The sequence below is a fragment of the Rhodococcus sp. 7Tela_A2 genome, from assembly GCF_049311045.1.
Lineage (GTDB): Bacteria > Actinomycetota > Actinomycetes > Mycobacteriales > Mycobacteriaceae > Rhodococcus.
In genome coordinates this window covers 41,151-57,430 of the sequence record NZ_JAXION010000011.1, presented here as the reverse complement: position 1 = coordinate 57,430, position 16,280 = coordinate 41,151, and the positions used below count along the sequence as shown (strand labels likewise).

At 68.4% G+C, this 16,280-nt stretch carries 16 protein-coding genes; 9 read left to right on the top strand and 7 right to left on the bottom strand.

Translation table 11 applies throughout. From position 1 onward, the window contains the following. Positions 1-45: 45 nt before the first annotated feature. On the bottom strand, positions 46-1,047 hold the full coding sequence (locus TVH25_RS03960) for a helix-turn-helix transcriptional regulator (protein WP_169652536.1): 1,002 nt from the start codon (positions 1,045-1,047) through the stop codon (positions 46-48). A gap of 81 nt (positions 1,048-1,128) precedes the next feature. On the opposite strand from TVH25_RS03960, the gene mgtE reads away from it, so the two are divergent. The 4 genes from mgtE (at position 1,129) to TVH25_RS03940 (ending at position 5,785) form a co-directional block, all read left to right on the top strand. Further along, on the top strand, positions 1,129-2,487 hold the full coding sequence (mgtE, locus tag TVH25_RS03955) for a magnesium transporter (protein WP_169621485.1): 1,359 nt from the start codon (positions 1,129-1,131) through the stop codon (positions 2,485-2,487). Between the two features lie 66 nt (positions 2,488-2,553). Beyond that, a complete protein-coding gene (locus tag TVH25_RS03950; protein ID WP_169621486.1) occupies positions 2,554-3,489 on the top strand; it encodes a 4-(cytidine 5'-diphospho)-2-C-methyl-D-erythritol kinase in 936 nt (311 codons plus the stop codon). A gap of 29 nt (positions 3,490-3,518) precedes the next feature. Further along, positions 3,519-5,315 carry an ATP-binding cassette domain-containing protein gene (locus tag TVH25_RS03945; RefSeq protein ID WP_169621487.1) on the top strand — a complete coding sequence of 599 codons (1,797 nt, stop codon included), beginning with the start codon at positions 3,519-3,521 and terminating at the stop codon, positions 5,313-5,315. Positions 5,316-5,413: 98 nt separating this feature from the next. Beyond that, complete coding sequence (locus TVH25_RS03940) at positions 5,414-5,785, top strand: DUF6069 family protein (protein ID WP_422423404.1); 372 nt, start codon at positions 5,414-5,416, stop codon at positions 5,783-5,785. 152 nt (positions 5,786-5,937) lie between these two features. Here TVH25_RS03940 and TVH25_RS03935 read toward each other — a convergent pair whose 3' ends face one another. Genes TVH25_RS03935 through TVH25_RS03925 form a run of 3 tightly spaced genes read right to left on the bottom strand, consistent with a single transcriptional unit; the run spans position 5,938 to position 9,409 of the window. Next, positions 5,938-7,092 carry an acyl-CoA dehydrogenase family protein gene (locus TVH25_RS03935; protein WP_169621489.1) on the bottom strand — a complete coding sequence of 385 codons (1,155 nt, stop codon included), beginning with the start codon at positions 7,090-7,092 and terminating at the stop codon, positions 5,938-5,940. A gap of 2 nt (positions 7,093-7,094) precedes the next feature. Then, positions 7,095-7,889 (bottom strand): enoyl-CoA hydratase-related protein, encoded by a 795-nt coding sequence (locus TVH25_RS03930; protein ID WP_169621490.1) that lies wholly within the window; start codon positions 7,887-7,889, stop codon positions 7,095-7,097. Further along, a complete protein-coding gene (locus tag TVH25_RS03925; RefSeq protein ID WP_422423403.1) occupies positions 7,886-9,409 on the bottom strand; it encodes an acetyl-CoA acetyltransferase in 1,524 nt (507 codons plus the stop codon). Before TVH25_RS03925 ends, TVH25_RS03930 begins: the two co-directional genes overlap by 4 nt. 97 nt (positions 9,410-9,506) lie before the next feature. Between TVH25_RS03925 and TVH25_RS03920 the strand changes: the two genes are divergently transcribed. The 5 genes from TVH25_RS03920 to TVH25_RS03900 all read left to right on the top strand — a co-directional run bounded on the left by TVH25_RS03920 (position 9,507) and on the right by TVH25_RS03900 (position 13,089). Then, positions 9,507-10,112, top strand: a complete 606-nt coding sequence (locus TVH25_RS03920) for a TetR/AcrR family transcriptional regulator (RefSeq protein WP_422423402.1) — start codon at positions 9,507-9,509, stop codon at positions 10,110-10,112. Between the two features lie 130 nt (positions 10,113-10,242). Beyond that, complete coding sequence (locus TVH25_RS03915; protein WP_296551006.1) at positions 10,243-10,728, top strand: nuclear transport factor 2 family protein; 486 nt, start codon at positions 10,243-10,245, stop codon at positions 10,726-10,728. Positions 10,729-10,791: 63 nt separating this feature from the next. Next, positions 10,792-11,262, top strand: a complete 471-nt coding sequence (locus TVH25_RS03910) for a VOC family protein (RefSeq protein WP_422423401.1) — start codon at positions 10,792-10,794, stop codon at positions 11,260-11,262. 56 nt (positions 11,263-11,318) lie between these two features. Further along, positions 11,319-11,993: a pyridoxine/pyridoxamine 5'-phosphate oxidase gene (locus tag TVH25_RS03905; protein ID WP_422423400.1), complete on the top strand. Its 675-nt coding sequence runs from the start codon at positions 11,319-11,321 to the stop codon at positions 11,991-11,993. Positions 11,994-12,051: 58 nt separating this feature from the next. After that, on the top strand, positions 12,052-13,089 hold the full coding sequence (locus tag TVH25_RS03900; protein ID WP_169652532.1) for an enoyl-CoA hydratase/isomerase family protein: 1,038 nt from the start codon (positions 12,052-12,054) through the stop codon (positions 13,087-13,089). Positions 13,090-13,137: 48 nt separating this feature from the next. Here TVH25_RS03900 and TVH25_RS03895 read toward each other — a convergent pair whose 3' ends face one another. From TVH25_RS03895 to pth, 3 genes are all read right to left on the bottom strand, one after another. Beyond that, positions 13,138-13,758, bottom strand: coding sequence for a hypothetical protein (locus TVH25_RS03895; protein WP_169621496.1), 621 nt, complete (start codon positions 13,756-13,758; stop codon positions 13,138-13,140). A 99-nt stretch (positions 13,759-13,857) separates the two neighbouring features. After that, entirely contained in the window at positions 13,858-15,546 is a 1,689-nt protein-coding gene (locus TVH25_RS03890) for a peptide chain release factor 3 (protein WP_169621497.1), read from the bottom strand. 118 nt (positions 15,547-15,664) lie between these two features. After that, positions 15,665-16,237, bottom strand: a complete 573-nt coding sequence (gene pth / locus TVH25_RS03885) for an aminoacyl-tRNA hydrolase (RefSeq protein ID WP_422423399.1) — start codon at positions 16,235-16,237, stop codon at positions 15,665-15,667. Between the last annotated feature and the right edge of the window lie 43 nt (positions 16,238-16,280).

Below are 16,280 nucleotides of genomic sequence, written 5' to 3'. Positions count from 1 at the left end.
GGGGGGCCGCCCCCGGGGGGGGGGGCGGCCCCCCAGCCGTTTTTGTCATGGGCCCAACGGGTTTCGGCTCGTATCGGCGCACGCGCGTAGATACCGCTCGGCGAGCGCGGCGTGATGCCGGGCGACCCGGCCGCACGCCTCCCGCAGTTCCGGCGGGTCGAGCACGGTGAAGTCCAGATCGAATGCCGCGAGCCACTCCGCGATCGAGTCCAGCGAGCTTCCGTCGAAACCGACGGCGCAGTGATCGTCGTCCACGGGTTCGACGGTGCCCCAGCGCTCGTCGATCATCGGTGCGACCGTTCCGAACGACGCGTGGATGAGCACTCGTGCTGTGACGGACGAGGTGCCGCTGACGATCCCTCGGGAGACGAATCCCGTTGCGCCACCGGGTGGTAGATCCCGAGGCGTGAAACGGGGACCGGTGGGAGTTTTCGGTTCCATCCGATCCACGCGGAACGAACGCCACCCGTCCCGCGAGAGATCCCATCCGACGAGATACCACCGCAGTCCCGAGCGCACCACGCGGTGAGGTTCGACCTCGCGCCGCGACGAGATTCCGTCGTGCGTGCGGTAGTCGAATCGCAGTCTCTCGTGGGTGTGGCACACCGACGCCACGCTCGACAGCAGTCCCGCGTCCACCGCCGACTCGGCAGGGCCGTGGTCGACCACGTCGACCTGCAGAGCCTCGAGGCGATACCGCAGACGCGACGGCATGACCTGGCGCAGTTTCACGAGCGCCCGGATTTCGGCGTCGCCGATCCCGGTGACCGCATGTGACGCGCCCGATCGCAACGCGAGCGCGACAGCGACGACCTCGTCGTCGTCGAGCAGCAGTGGCGGCATCTCGGCACCCGCTCCCAGCCGGTAACCGCCTCCGACCCCCACCGTCGCGTCCACCGGGTAGCCGAGTTCCCGCAGTTTCTCGACGTCCCGCCGGACGGTTCGTGTGGTGATGCGGAGTCGATCGGCGAGTTCGGCGCCGGACCACTCCCGTCGCATCTGCAGGAGCGACAGCAATCGCAGCAACCGGGCCGAGGTTTCGCGCATGGCTCGACGATCCCACGTATTGCGGACCGAAGCTGTCCTCGTTGAAGAAACGGATCCGTGCTCCTTCGATAGGGTGCAACGGTGAGTGAGTCCCGGGTGGCAGGTGGCGAGTCGTCGATCAGAGCGGTGGAGACGGCACTTTCGCGCACCGATCTGCCGGCACTGACCGCGGTGCTCGGTGAACTGACCACCGGGCAGGTCGTGGAGATTCTGGAACGACTCGACCCGACGCAGCGCGCGATCGTGTACCGGCTGCTCTCCAAGGATCGCGCCATGACGGTTTTCGAGGGCCTGGACCCCGCGCTGCAGGGCAGCCTCGTCGGTGCGCTCCAGGACGACGACGTCGCGGCACTGTTCGCCGAACTCGAGCCCGACGACCGGGTGGGCCTGCTCGACGAACTGCCCGCGACAGTGGCGGGAAAGCTGCTCCAGGGTCTGCCGCCCGACCAGCGCGATCTCACCGCCGAGATCCTCGGTTACCCGCGCGGATCTATCGGGCGGCGGATGAGCCCGGAGTACATCGTCACCCATCCCGATCTCACCGTCGCCGAGACGCTGGACAAACTCGAACAGCGGATGGACGACGCGGAGACCATCTACACCCTGCCCGTGACCGACCGGGCGCGGGTCCTGGTCGGAGTGGTGAGCTTGCGCGACCTTCTCAAGGCGCCGCGCGACGCCGTGATCGCCGATATCGCGGGCCGGCCGGACTGGGCCTATGCCACCGAGGACAGCGAACAGGCTGCGCGGCGCTGCGCCGACCTCAAGCGGCTCGCGCTGCCCGTGGTCGACAGCGAGACCCGGCTCGTCGGAATCTTTACGTTCGACGACGCGCTGCGGATCCTCGAAGACTCCGACAGCGAAGACCAGGCGCGCATCAGCGGTACCGAACCGCTGCGCCAGCCGTATCTGGCCACTCCGGTGTTCAATATCGTGCGCTCCCGGGTGGTGTGGCTCCTCGTCCTGGCGATCGGTGCATCGCTGACCGTGCAGGTTCTGGAGGTCTTCGAGGCCACGCTAGGGCAGATGGTCGCGCTGGCGTTGTTCATCCCCCTCCTCATCGGCACGGGCGGCAACACGGGGAACCAGGCGGCGACCACCGTGACGCGTGCGCTCGCGCTCAACGACGTGACTCCGCGCGATCTGGGAAAGGTGTTCGTTCGCGAACTGTGTGTGGGCTTGTCGCTCGGTTTGCTACTCGGGACGGTGGGCTTCGTCCTGGTCACCGTGCTCTACGAGCCGTCGCTGGGTCTGGTGATCGGGCTGACCCTGCTCAGTATCTGCACCATGGCCGCGTCGGTGGGTGGAGTGATGCCCATGCTGGCGCGCGCGGTCCGTGCCGATCCTGCGGTGTTCTCCAACCCGTTCATCACGACGTTCGTTGACGCCACGGGTCTGCTCGTGTACTTCATGATCGCGAAAGTGGTCCTCGGCATCTGAGAGTCGGAGTGTGGTACCGCACGCGTGGTCCGGGGCCTTGCCGTCGCGCGGGTAAGCTGTGTACTCGTGCTTTCCGTCGTTCCCGCTCCCGTCACCGTGCGGGCCCCGTCCAAGGTCAATCTGCATCTGGCGGTGGGCGATCTGCGCCCGGACGGCTACCACGATCTGCACACCGTCTTCCAGGCACTGTCGCTGTACGACGAAGTCTCGGTGGTGGGTTCGGACCGGCTCAGCGTGCACGTCTCGGGCGCCGACGCCGGGGCGGTGCCCACCGACTCGACCAACCTTGCGTGGCGCGCCGCAGAGCTGATCGCCGAACGCGCCGGGCGTGCGCCCGAGGTGGCGATCACCATCGCCAAAGGCATTCCGGTCGCCGGCGGGATGGCGGGCGGCAGCGCAGACGCGGCTGCGACCCTCGTCGCACTCGACGCCCTGTGGGGGCTCGGCGCGTCACGCGACGATCTCGACGGGCTCGCCGCCCAGCTCGGCAGCGACGTGCCGTTCTGCCTGCACGGCGGCACCGCACTCGGCACCGGGCGCGGCGAACAGCTCGTGCCGGTGCTCACGCGGGGAACATTCCACTGGGTCCTGGCGCTGGCCAAGGGCGGCCTGTCCACGCCGGTGGTCTTCCGCGAGCTCGACAGCCTGCGCGCGGGCGGCGATCCGGCGCGCGTCGGGGACTCCGACGACGTACTGTCGGCGCTCGCGTCCGGCGACCCGCACGAACTCGCACCGTTGCTCGGTAACGACCTGCAGGCCGCGGCATTGTCGCTCGACCCCAAACTCCGTCGCACCCTGCGGGCCGGGGTCGACGCCGGTGCTCTTGCCGGGCTGGTGTCCGGCTCGGGCCCCACGTGCGCGTTCCTCGTCGCCGACCATCACGCCGCGGTCACCGTGAGCGCCGAACTGGCGGGGGCGGGCGTGTGCCGCACGGTGCGCCTCGCAACCGGCCCGGTGCCGGGCGCCCGCGTCGTGCTCGACACCGATATCGCACATCACTGAACTGAACACTCCGGAAGGCAATGCTCCACGTGGCGAATCTGATCAATCTCGAACAGGTCTCGAAGTCCTTCGGCGTCAAGCCGCTGCTCGAATCGGTGTCTCTGGGCGTGCAGGAGGGCGAGCGCATCGGCGTGGTCGGTCTCAACGGCGGCGGAAAGACCACCATGCTCGAGGTCCTCGCCGGCGTGGAGGAGCCCGATTCCGGCCGCGTGAGCCGGGTCGGCGGACTCCGCATGGCCGTGGTGACGCAGCGCGGTGTGCTGCCCCCCGGATCGACGGTCGCGGAAGTGGTTCTCGGACCGCTCGGCGTCGCAGACCACGAGTGGGCCGGCAACTCGCGGATCCGGTCCGTGCTGACCGGGATCGGCATCGACAAGCTCGGCTTGGACGCCGTCGTGGACGGGCTGTCGGGTGGCGAGCGCCGCCGGGTCGCGCTCGCGGCCGCCCTCGTTCAGGATCTCGATCTGCTCGTGCTCGACGAGCCCACCAACCACCTCGACGTCGAGGGTGTCCAGTGGCTCGCCGAGCATCTGATCTCCCGGCGAAGTGCCCTCGTCGTCGTCACCCACGATCGCTGGTTCCTCGACACCGTGGCCACCCGGACCTGGGAGGTCGTGGGCGGCAAGGTCGAAACCTACGAGGGTGGCTACAACGACTGGATCTTCGCGCGGGCCGAGCGGTCGCGCCAGGCCGACGCCATGGAGGAACGGCGCCAGAACCTCGCACGCAAGGAACTGGCGTGGTTGCGTCGCGGGGCACCGGCCCGTACGTCGAAGCCGCGCTACCGCATCGAGTCGGCGGAGGCGCTGATCGCGAACGTGCCGCCGCCGCGCGACTCGGTGGCGCTGGCCTCGTTCGCCAAGCGTCGGCTGGGCCGCGTCGTCATCGAACTCGAGAACGCGACCCTGACGACCCCGGACGGCCGCGAACTCGTGCACGACCTGACGTGGCGGCTCGGACCGGGGGAGCGGATCGGTCTCGTCGGCGTCAACGGGTCGGGCAAGACGACCCTGCTGCGCACCCTCGCCGGGGAACTCGAACCGTCGTCGGGCCGGCGTATCCAGGGGCAGACGGTCGAAATCGGCTGGCTGCGGCAGGAACTCGACGACCTTCCCACCGACATGCGGGTACTCGACGCGGTCAAGGATGTGGCCGAGCGGATCATGCTGGGCGACAAGGAGGTCTCGGCCGGCCAGCTCGCGGAGCGTCTGGGCTTCACACCGGCACGGCAGCGCACACCGGTGGGCGACCTGTCCGGAGGTGAGCGACGCCGACTGCAGCTCACGCGGGTACTCATGGCCGAGCCCAACGTTCTCCTGCTCGACGAGCCCACCAACGATCTCGACATCGATACGCTGCAGCAGCTCGAGGACCTGCTCGACGGCTGGGCCGGCACGCTCGTCGTCATCAGCCACGACCGGTTCCTGATCGAGCGCATCTGTGATTCGACGTGGGCGCTCTTCGGTGACGGCAAGCTGACCAACCTTCCCGGCGGCATCGAGGAATATCTCCGCCGGCGCGCGGCCATGGGCGACGAGGGCGTGGTGTCAGTGGCGTCGACCGTCTCCAAGCCGGGTGACACCGGGGGAGCGACGCCGGCGAAGCGCGACGGGGCAGCCGAGCGGGCGGCTCGCAAGGAACTCTCGCGCCTCGAACGGGCGATCGCCAAGCTCGACGAGCGCGAGGCGAAGCTGCACGTCCGTCTGGCCGAGGCCGCTACCGATCCCGACAAGCTGCAGAAGCTCGATGCCGAGCTTCGTGAGGTGGTCGCGGAGAAGGAAGCCGCGGAGGAGCAGTGGATGGAGCTCGCCGAAGACGTGGGCTGACCTCCACCGTCACCGGGCGCGGTCGAGGTCTTGACCTCGAGCCGACTCGAGGTCGGACGATGGGTGTCGTCGAATGACAGCACCCTTCAGGAGGATTCATGACTGCGTCCGAAACTTCTCGATCGTCTTCTGTCTCCGCCGCTGTGCGCGTTCCGGACAGGCTCGTCGTCGTGGTGGCGACCGTGCTGCTTGCGCTCGTGGTCAATCTCGTCGTGTGGCTCGTCGGACTCGCCGCGGGCGGTTCGTTCGAGCACACCGACGCCGGGACCGTGGCTTCGGCGGCGCCCGGTGGTGTCGTGCTCATGACCGCGGGCCCGCTCGCGGCCGGACTTGCCCTCGCGGCACTGCTGAGTCTGTGGTGGAGCGGGTTCCTGCGGATCGCGCAGGTCGTGGGGGCACTGCTGCCCCTCGCCACGATCCAGGGGACCGTCGTGGCGATTTCGACACCGCGAGCACTGCCGCGCTGGTGACGATGCACGTGGTCGTCGCGGCGGCAGCGGTGGCGGGACTCGAAGTTCTGCGGCACCGTGGCCGTGCGGGACACCGCCGGACGTTGCGTTGACAGCGATATGCCGACGGCCGAAGTCCTCGGCCGCCGGCATATCGGTTCACATCCGCAGGGTTACAAGCCCAGCAGCTTGCTGATGATCTCGTTCATGATCTCGGTTGTGCCGCCACCGATTCCGAGGACGCGCGCGTCGCGGAAGTGGCGCTCGACCTCGCTCTCGCGCATCAGGCCGATGCCGCCGGCGAGCTGAACCGCCTCCATCACGGCGGTGTCGCACACCTTCACGGCGTTGTTCTTCGCCATGGACGTTTCGAGCAGCATGCCCTCGCCGTTGGCCCAGCGTTCCGCGACCGAGCGGCAGAATGTCTGTGCCGCAGTGATCTCGGTGGCGAGTTCTGCGAGGCGATGCCGCACGACCTGCCGCTTCGACAGCGGCCGTCCCATGGTCTCGCGGGACTTGACCCAGTCGACGGTGAGATCGAAGCAACGCTGCGCGGTGGCGACGGCCTGGAAGGCCAGCGACAGCCGCTCGCCCTGGAACTGCTGGGCGATCTGGCCGAAGGCGGAGTTCTCCGCACCGATGAGGTTCGAGACGGGGACACGCACGTCGTCGTAGAACAGTTCGGCGGTGTCCGAGCACAGCCAGCCCATCTTGTCGAGCTTGCGCGAGACCGTGAAACCCGGTGTGTCGGTGGGAACGACGATCAACGAGATACCGCCGGCGCCTGCGTCGCCGGTGCGGACCGCGGTGGTGACGAAGTCCGCGCGGGTGCCCGAGGTGATGTACAGCTTGGCGCCGTTGATGACGTACTCGTCGCCCTCGCGGCGAGCGGTGGTGCGGATGTTCGCGACATCGGAACCACCGCTGGGCTCGGTGATGGCGAGCGACCCGATCATCCTGCCTTCGAGCGCGGGCCGCGCGTACCGGTCGATGAGGTCGGTGTTGCCGGAGGCGATGATGTGCGGGGTCGCGATTCCGTGGCTGAACAGCGCGGAGATCAGGCCCGACGATCCGCCCGAGAGGATGATCTGCTCGAGAATCGTGAGCATGTCGAGGGCGTTGCCACCGGAACCGCCGTGCTCTTCGGCGACGGAGGCCCCGAGAAGTCCGGCGTCCGCGGCCTTGCGATGGAGTTCGCGCGGGATGGAACCCTCACGCTCCCACGTGTCGAGATGGGGGAGGATCTCCTTGCGGGTGAAGTCGGCGGCGAGTTGCCGCAGTGCCTTCTGCTCGTCGGTGTCCCAGCGCAGCGCTTCGGTGGTGGTCATCGTCATTCGCCCTTCCAGACGGGTTCACGCTTCTGCATGAAGGCCATGACGCCTTCGAGGGTGTCGGCGCTGGTGGTGAGCCGTGCGAGGGCCTTTTCGGTCAGGTCCCACGAATGGTCTTCCGCGGAGACATGACCGTCGACGATGCCGCGTGCGACCGTCTTGCTCGCCTGTACGGCCAGCGGTGCCCCCGCCGCGATCTGTGCGGCGAGATCCAGCGCGGTGGTCAGCACGTCGGCTTGCGGCACGACCCGGTTGACGAGGCCCCAGCGCAGCGCGTCGGCGGCCGGCATCGGCTTCCCGGTGAGGACGAGTTCCATCGCGATCGCCCGCGGGATCGCCTGTCCGATGCGGAACACGCCGCCCGCGCCGGCGATGAGCCCGCGGTGCACCTCGGGGAGACCGAATTCGGCTGTGTCGGAGGCGACCACGAGATCGCTGGCGAGGGCGAGTTCGGTGCCGCCGCCGAGCGCGGTGCCGTTGACAGCGGCGATGATCGGCTTCGCGATGTGGTGCTTGACGACACCGGCGAATCCCCAGTGTGCGGTCTCGGGCGGGGTGACTCCGTCGGGCCCGGCGGTGCCGAGTGCCTTGAGGTCGGCGCCGCCGCAGAACACGGCGTCACCCGCACCGGTCAGCACGACGGCGCGCACGGTGCGGTCGTCGGCGGCCCGCTCCCATGCTTCTCCGAGCGCCCGGTGCACGTCGGCGTTGATGCTGTTCGCGGCCTTGGGGCGGTTGATGGTGACGATCAGCGTGTGGTCGCGCTGCTCGACGAGAACGATCGGTTCGGTCACTGCGGGTGCTCCTCGGAGGAAGGGGTGTCGATGCGGGCCACGGTGAGTTGCCCGCCCTGGTCGGTGACGTGGACGACGGTGCCGATGAGGTCCGCGCCTGCCGAAAGAATCCGCGCCCCTTCCGCGTCGGTGTGTCCCGATACCCGCCGGCCGTCGGTCGTGGTGCCGACGAGGAATCCGACGGACGGCGCGCCGTCGCGGCCGTATTCCGCGGTGGCGGTCACGATCTCGACCTCACCGGAGTAGTCCTGTGCGGCGTCGGGTGCGGACGGCGGTATCTGCACGTGCTCGGGATTTCCGACGTAGCCGTCGGTGTGCGGCGCGCATCCGAGCACCACGACGTGCTGGTACGTCAGGTAGCCGCCGTTGCCGTGCACGAGGGCGAGTTCGCCGTCTCGGCGGAGCCGCTGCGCGACCGCGACCACCGAGTGCAGCGTGTAGCTGTTGAGCGGTCCACCGAAGAACGAGTGGCCACCGGTCACCGACGGCACCGTGTCGCGCGGGAGACCCAGGTGCTCGACGAGCAGTTTGGGTACCACCGGGAAGCAGCTGTACGCGTCGACGATGTCGAAGTCGGCGGGCCGAAGGTCGGTGGCCTCGAGGGTGCGGCGCAGGGCATCCGCGAGCGCGGCGGAGCGGCCGAGTTCTGCCCGGGCGAGGACGTCCGGGGTCTCCGTGGCTCCGGCGCCACCCCACACGTAGAGCAGATGGTCGTCGGCGACGCCGAGTTCCCGGGCCGTCGCGAGCGAGGTGACGACCACGGCGGCTGCCTGGTCGACGAACGGCATCGCGTTGCACAGCAGCGGGTACGGGTCGGTGACCATGCGGTTGCCGGGTCCGGCGGTGCGGATGTCGTCGGCGGTGCGCAGGGTCGGGTTCCACGCAGCCGGGTTGTTGCCGGCGATCTCCGAGAACGCCGCGTACAGCTCGGCGGACCAGTCGATCGACTGCTCGCGCGTGTGTCCCAATTCGTGGCTGAGCCGGTTCTCGAAAAGCGGGTAGACCCGGGTGGGAGCGATCATTCCGGCCCGCTGCATGGCGGGACTGCCGAGGTCGTCGGGATCGAACGCGGGCGGGCCGCCGGGCGCGGTCGTCCAGCCGAGCGATGCCGGATCGGTGCCCTGCTTGAAGGCGTTGGTCACCGAGGCCTGGGCTTCGCCGCCGACGAGCAACGCGACACCGCTCGTGCCGTGCGCGATGTCGTGCGCGATGCGGTCGAGCAGTGCCGCCGGCCAGTGCCCACCGATGGGAGTCGTCGACGTGTGGACGGCTCGCGCGCCGAGTCGCTCGCCGAGAAGGCCGGGCAGATCGTCGTAGGACCAGCTTGCCGTCTTGATGGCCCGGATGGTGTCGATGCGCGAGACGAGAGCGTCGCGATCGACACCGGTGTCGGTCAACGCGGACGCGGTGGCCTCATGAATGAGGTCGAGCGGTTCGCGTGGGTCGGCGGGCGAACCGGCGCGGCCGGAGCGCAGGTCGCCGACGCCGATCACGACGGGAACCCGGGTGGGGTCTGTCATGGCGTTCCTTCGAGTACTTCGTCGGGGAGGGACGTCCACAGCCTAATACGGACTGTTTCAGTCTGTATATGTGGACCAGGTCTGGCACACTCGGGTGGTGACAGATGTAGCAGCCCCGCGCCGCCGCGGGCGGCCCCGCGCCGCCGACCTCGAGGACCGGGTGTTCGACGCGGTACTCGAGGTGTACTCGGAGACGAGCTGGCGCGGCTTCACCCTCGATGCCGTGGGCAGGCGGGCACGAGTGGGCAGAGCCGCGCTGTACCGCCGCTGGGAGAGCAAGGACGATTTGCTCGTCCAGGCGCTCGAGGCACGCAGCCCCCTCCCGGTGCCCATCGACACCGGGGATCTCCGCTCGGATCTCGTCGAGCTCGCCCGCCAATTGCTGCAGGGGTATCGCACGACGCCCGGGCTGGTCAGTCTTCGCGTCGCGCTCGACGCCCGGGTCAATCCCGAGTTGCTCGCGCGCCTGACCCACACCCTCAACAAGAGCCGTCTGCTCGCGGCGCGCACCATCGTGCACCGGGCCGTCGAGCGCGGCGATCTGCCGGCGGACACGTCGGCGACATTGCTTCTCGAATTGGTGACCGGTGCCGTCCTGAGTCACGCGCTGTTCGCCCTGACGACACCCGAGCCGGCGGAGGACGACGCGTACGCCGAGCTGGTCGTCGAGACCACCGTTCGCGGGCTTCGTCCTCCGCCGTGATCCGGGCCCGGCGCTGTGACCGAACCGCAATCGAGCCGGTCTCCGAGTCTCCGAATTGCACGCCCGCCGAAACAATTCCGGACTAACCTTGGAGCGGTACCTGCAGGTACATGGTGACGGGAGGCCCGTGATGGATCTGGCGGCGGTGGCGGCGATCGAGCGCTTGAAATACCGCTACCTGCGAGCGCTGGATACCAAATCGTGGACCGAACTGTCCGCCACCCTGATGCCCGACGCCACCGCGGTGTACGGCGAGCATCTCAGTTTCGAGTCGCGTGACGCCTTTCTGGGTTTCCTCGAGAACACGCTCGGTACCCGCATGGTCACCGAACATCACTGCAGTCATCCCGAGATCGAGATCGGACCCGACGGGACCACCGCAACGGGCGTGTGGCTTCTGGCCGACACCATCATGGTGCCCGAAGACGGAATGATGATGCGGGGGTCGGCGCACTACTTCGATCGCTACATCCTGGGCGACGACGGGAACTGGCGCATCTGCCACACCGGTTACGAACGTAACTGGGAGACGGTGACTTTCTTGTCCGACCTCCCGAACTTCCGGCTGACCACCAACCGGTGGGCGATGCTGACAAATCAGCCCCGCGCCTCGTGAGCGGTCTGGGAAGTGTTCCCAATCGTCCAAGACGAGTGAGCCGCCGGCGCGAAGACTGGGGTCATGACGAACACATCGGAAAAGGGAGATCATCCGGAGATGCCGACCAACCCTGACGACGACTTTCCCGCCGCCGGCGCTCTCCCGTACCTCACCGTCTCCCGAGCGCGTGACGCGATCGACTGGTACACCGGTGTTTTCGGCGCCTCGCTCGTCGGCGACCCGGTGGTGATGGAGGACGGGCGGATCGGTCACGCCGAACTGAGCCTTCCGACGGGGATGGTGTACCTCGCCGAGGAGTTTCCCGAGATGGGACTGACCGCGCCCCAGTCCGGCGCCACCTCGGTGAGCTTGATGCTTCCGGTCGGCGACGCGGACGCCGTTCTCGCCCGCGCCCGCACCGCCGGAGGGTCGGTGGAACGCTGGATCAACGAAAGCCACGGTCATCGCAACGCGACCCTGCTCGATCCGTTCGGTCACCGATGGATGCTGGTGGGTCCGCTCACCGGCGACGCGAGCACAGGAGAGGACTGACCTCGTCGCCCCGTGACTCGGGCCGTTATCCGACCTCGGGCCGTTACGCTTCCCGGGTGGCCGAGATCCCGCACCTCGAGAAGTACCCCGACGTACGCGCCTGGGTCAGGGCGATCCCGGTGTTCGCCACGCAGCCACCGCCGGAGCGTCCGGTGACCTCGCGACCCCAGGATCTGTTCCTGCAGTGGCTGACGGACGCCGTGGACGCCGGCATCGCAGAGCCGCATGCGACGACGCTGTCGACCGTCGACGAGGACGGGGTGCCCGATGCCCGGACCCTGCTGCTCAAGGATGTCACCGCGGACGGCTGGTGGTTCTCGGGCGACAACCGGTCCCCGAAGGGACGCCACCTGGGCGCGACGGCCGCTGCGGCACTGACGTTCTACTGGCGTGAGCACGGCCGTCAGATCAGGGTGCGGGGGCCGGTGCGTTCCGGCGGCTCCGAAGTGTGTGGCCGCGACTTCGTCGAACGGTCGCCGCTGGCCCGTGCGGTCGCGTCGACCGGTCTGCAGAGTGAGATCCTCGACGACCCGCGTGACTACGACCGTGTGGTGAGTGAGCGGCTCGAGGCGCTGGACGCCGATCCGGCGTGGGTGTCGCCCCACTGGAGAGCGTGGTGTCTCGAGGCCACCACCGTCGAGTTCTGGCAGGCCGACCCGGGCCGCCGGCACCGGCGGCTGCGCTACCGCCGGGACGGTACGACGTGGACGCACGAACAGCTGTTTCCGTAGGGCGGGAACCGGCCCGGGCATACCGCACTACGGGCGGACGACCGGTAGGCTCCGGCCCGTGAACGACTCCTTCATCCGCACACGCGTCGCCAATGGTGTCGGCGAGGTGCAGCTCGACCGGGCGGTTGCACTCAACGCGCTCGACCGGTCGATGATCCGCGACATGTACGCCCCGCTGGAGGCATGGCGCGACGATCCAGAGATCACGGCCGTCCTGGTCACCAGCCTGTCCGATCGCGCGTTCTGTGCGGGGGGTGACATCAAGCCGGTGCGGGAGGCGGCGGTGCAGGGCGACGCCGACACCGTCCGCGGCTACTTCTCGGACGAATACCGGCTCGACCGGCTCGTCGCGACCTACCCCAAGCCCTACCTGGCGCTGCTCGACGGCGTGACGATGGGTGGGGGACTGGGGATCTCGGTGCACGGAGCAGTGCGCATCGCGACCGAGAAGTCGACCTTCGCCATGCCGGAGACGGCGATCGGTTTCATTCCCGACGTCGGTTCGAGCCACTTCCTTCCCCGGCTGCGCGGAACCACGGCGCGTTGCGACGCCGTCGGCATGTACCTGGGCACCACCGGCGCGCGGATCGACGCGGGCGACGCACTCGCGGTCGGACTCGCGACGCACTATGTGCCGAGCGCACGCATCGGCGAACTGGCCGACCGGATCAGGGCGGGGCACTGGCAGGACGCGCTCGACGAGTACGTCGAACCGGCCCCCGAATCGGATCTGGCGCGGCGTTTCACCGACATCGAGGCGGTCTTCGGTGACGGGACCGTGCTGGACATGCTGGCCCGTCTCTCCGACGACCCCGATATCGACACCGCCTGGGCGGAGAAGACACGCGACGCGCTGACGGCGCTGTCGCCGACGAGCGTCTGGGTCACCGCGGAACTGTTACGGCGAGGTGCCGAAAGCACCTTGGAGGAGTGCTTCACCCGTGAACTCGGGGTCGCGGTGCGGATCGCCCTCACACCCGACTTCGCCGAGGGAGTTCGCTCCGTGCTCGTCGACAAGGATCGCAATCCGCAGTGGTCGCCTGCCACGCTCGGGGACGTCGATCAGGCGTCGATCGTAGCGTTGCTGGACAACTGACCGGCGTTCCGGCAGCGCGCGCGTCGTGCCGCGCCGCCGGGGATCCGGTCAGCGGGCGTGACGTTGCGGAGTCTGCAGGTCCACCACGATGGTCTGACCGCCGAGGGTCACGTGGAGTTCGGGCTTCTCGAGTCCGCCGGCGACGAGGTACTCGCCGAGCAGGGTGAGCAGTTCGTCGTTGTCCGAGATCGGGTCGCCCTGGCCACCGGAGGTTCCCAGTTCGTTCTGGGCGAGCCGGGCTGCGATCCGGACCGAGGCCACACCCATCGAGTTCCGCCGGGACGGAGTCGGCGCGGTGACGGAGGACGTCGCGGTGGTGGTGCGGGCACCGTCGGTTGCGGTTCCCGCACCGTTGACCGTGCCGTTCGTGCTGGTGCTGCTCACCAGGGTCGTCCCTTCGTCGAAGATGCCGGCGTCCACCCCGCCGGCCGGGTCGCGGTCGATCGCGCGCTCGCTCTCGGTGTTCGCTCCGGACACACCCGGAGCGGACTTCCCGGCCGAGTCCGGCCGGACCGTGCCGGTGAGCGGAGTGCTGCTGGGCAGAGGGGTGCTCGGCAACGGGTAGACGAAGGTTCCCGACCGTTTCGGTCCTCCGGACCGTGCGGTTGCGTCCCCCGGCCTACCGGACGGCAGTCCGTCCCCAGCCGAGGCCGGTGCGTCGTCGCTCATCGTTGCTCCTGATTCCACCCGATACGTCGGATCGACGGAAGGGAAAGTATCAGTAAAGTCCGCAGGTTGCACCCACCGGGTGCGTCCGCCGGGATTCCGTCAGTCGGTAGCGGCGACGAGCGGTTCGAGCGTGAGGTCCGGGTGTTCCTTCTCGATGTACTGCAGACGCCACTTGTCGCTCACGAGTGCGAGCAGCACACCGTCGGACCGTGTGAACACCTCGACCCCGCGCTGACGGTTGAGCTCGTCTTCCGATGCGGTGTCGGTCCGTCGCGCGAGCGCGTATCCCAGCGGCTCGATCTTCGGGTCCACGTTGTATTCGGCCTTCATCCGCGCCGCGACGACCTCGAACTGCATCGGACCGACTGCCGCCATGACCGGCGAGGCGTCACCGCGGATGTCGTTGCGCAGAATCTGCACGACACCTTCGGAGTCGAGTTGATCGACCGCCTTGCGGAACTGCTTGTACTTCGACGCGCTCTCGGCGCGCAGGATCGCGAAGTGCTCGGGGGCGAACGACGGAATCGGCGGGAACTCCACCTTCTTGTCCACGTACAGCGTGTGGCCCGGTGCGAGTGCGGTCGCGTTGACCAGACCCACCACGTCCCCGGGGTAGGCGTTCTCCACCGTGGTCCGTTCACGCCCGAAGACGGTGAGCGCGTACTTCGTGGCGAACGGCTTCCCGGTCTGGGCGTGCGTGACCACCATGCCGCGTTCGAAGACACCGGAGACGATCCGCATGAAGGCGAGCCGGTCGCGGTGTGCGGTGTCCATACCGGCCTGAACCTTGAACACCACCGCGCTGAACGGATCGTCGACGTTGCGCGGGTTGCCCTCGATGTCGATCCGGGCGCGCGGCGGCGGTGCCAGCGACACCAGCGTGTCGAGAATCTGCCGGACACCGAAGTTGAGCATGGCCGACGCGAAGATCACCGGGGAAGTCTGTCCGGCGAGGAACATCTCCTGGTCGTGGTCCTGACCGCTTGCCGAGAGAAGTTCGGACTCCTCGGCGGCTTCGGTCCAGATATCGCCCTCGCGGTCGGACGCCTGGTCCACCGACAGGTGCTCTTCGGGTGCGATCTTCGCGCCACCCGCGGTGCGGGTGAACTTGATGTACTCGGTTGCGGTGCCGTCCTCGCCGCGACGCAGCAGGCCGCGGAAATCACCGGCGATCCCGACCGGCCAGAACAGGGGAGTGGGGGTCAGGCCGATGCGCTCGTCGATCTCGTCGAGCAGTTCGAGCGGTGCGCGACCGGGCCGGTCCCACTTGTTGATGACGGTGATCACCGGGATGCCGCGGTGACGGCACACCTGGAACAGTTTGAGGGTCTGCGGCTCGAGGCCCTTCGCGGCGTCGATGAGCATCACGGCCGCGTCGACAGCCGTGAGCACGCGATAGGTGTCCTCCGAGAAGTCGGAGTGACCGGGCGTATCGACGAGGTTGATGACGTTGACCGTCTCGCTTCCGTCGTCGCCGCGAGCCGACTCGGAGGAGGTGTAGTTGAACTGCAGTGCCGTCGAGCTGACGGAGATGCCGCGCGCCTTCTCCATCTCCATCCAGTCGGAGACGGTCGATTTGCGGCCGGCCTTTCCGTGCACGGCGCCCGCCTCGGAGATCACCTTCGCGTGCAGAGCGAGGGCCTCGGTGAGCGTGGACTTACCGGCGTCGGGGTGGGAGATGACGGCGAAGGTACGGCGGCGCTGGGCCTCGGCCCGTACTTCCTTACCGGATCCGGGCTTCGGGACTCCGGTGGATTCGCTGACGGCCGAAGCGTGCGGGGTGCTCAACGCGGAAACCTCTCGAAGCGGGACTGGTGCGGCTGTCGCCGGCAACTCGTCCATGTTACTCGGCAACTCGTAGGGTCGTTTCGGGCGGATTCGACTGCGCCCGTCCGACGGTTCTGTATCAGTGCACGCGGTTCTGGGCGCCTTCGAGCCCCAGTCGCAGCACGAGTTCCACGGCGTCGGCGCCTTCTTCACACCACACCGGGAGCTCTTTGCGTTCCGTGGTGGAGAACGGCTTGAGCACGTAGTCGGCGGGGTCCTGCCGGCCGGGAGGGCGCCCGATGCCCATCCGGACGCGCACGTACTCCTTGGTGCCCAGTGCCGAGGACGTCGACCGGAGGCCGTTGTGCCCGTTCTCACCGCCGCCCTGCTTGAGACGGATCGTCTCGAAGTCCAGATCGAGTTCGTCGTGGATCACCACGATGTTCGACGGGTCGACCGAGAAGAACTTGGCGAGGCTCGCGACCGGGCCCCCGGAGAGGTTCATGTACGTGCGGGGCTTGGCGATGATCACCTGACGACCGTCGAGCCGTGCCTGCACGATGTCGGAATTGCTGCGCTTGTGAGCACCGAACTTGCCACCGACCCGGCCTGCCAGCACGTCGGCCACCATGAAACCGATGTTGTGCCGGGTGTTTTCGTACTTCGGCCCGGGATTTCCCAGCCCGACGACGAGCGCGGTGTCCTCGCTCACGTGCAGTTCCTTCCGTGCATCTACCACCCCGGGGCGCCCCCCC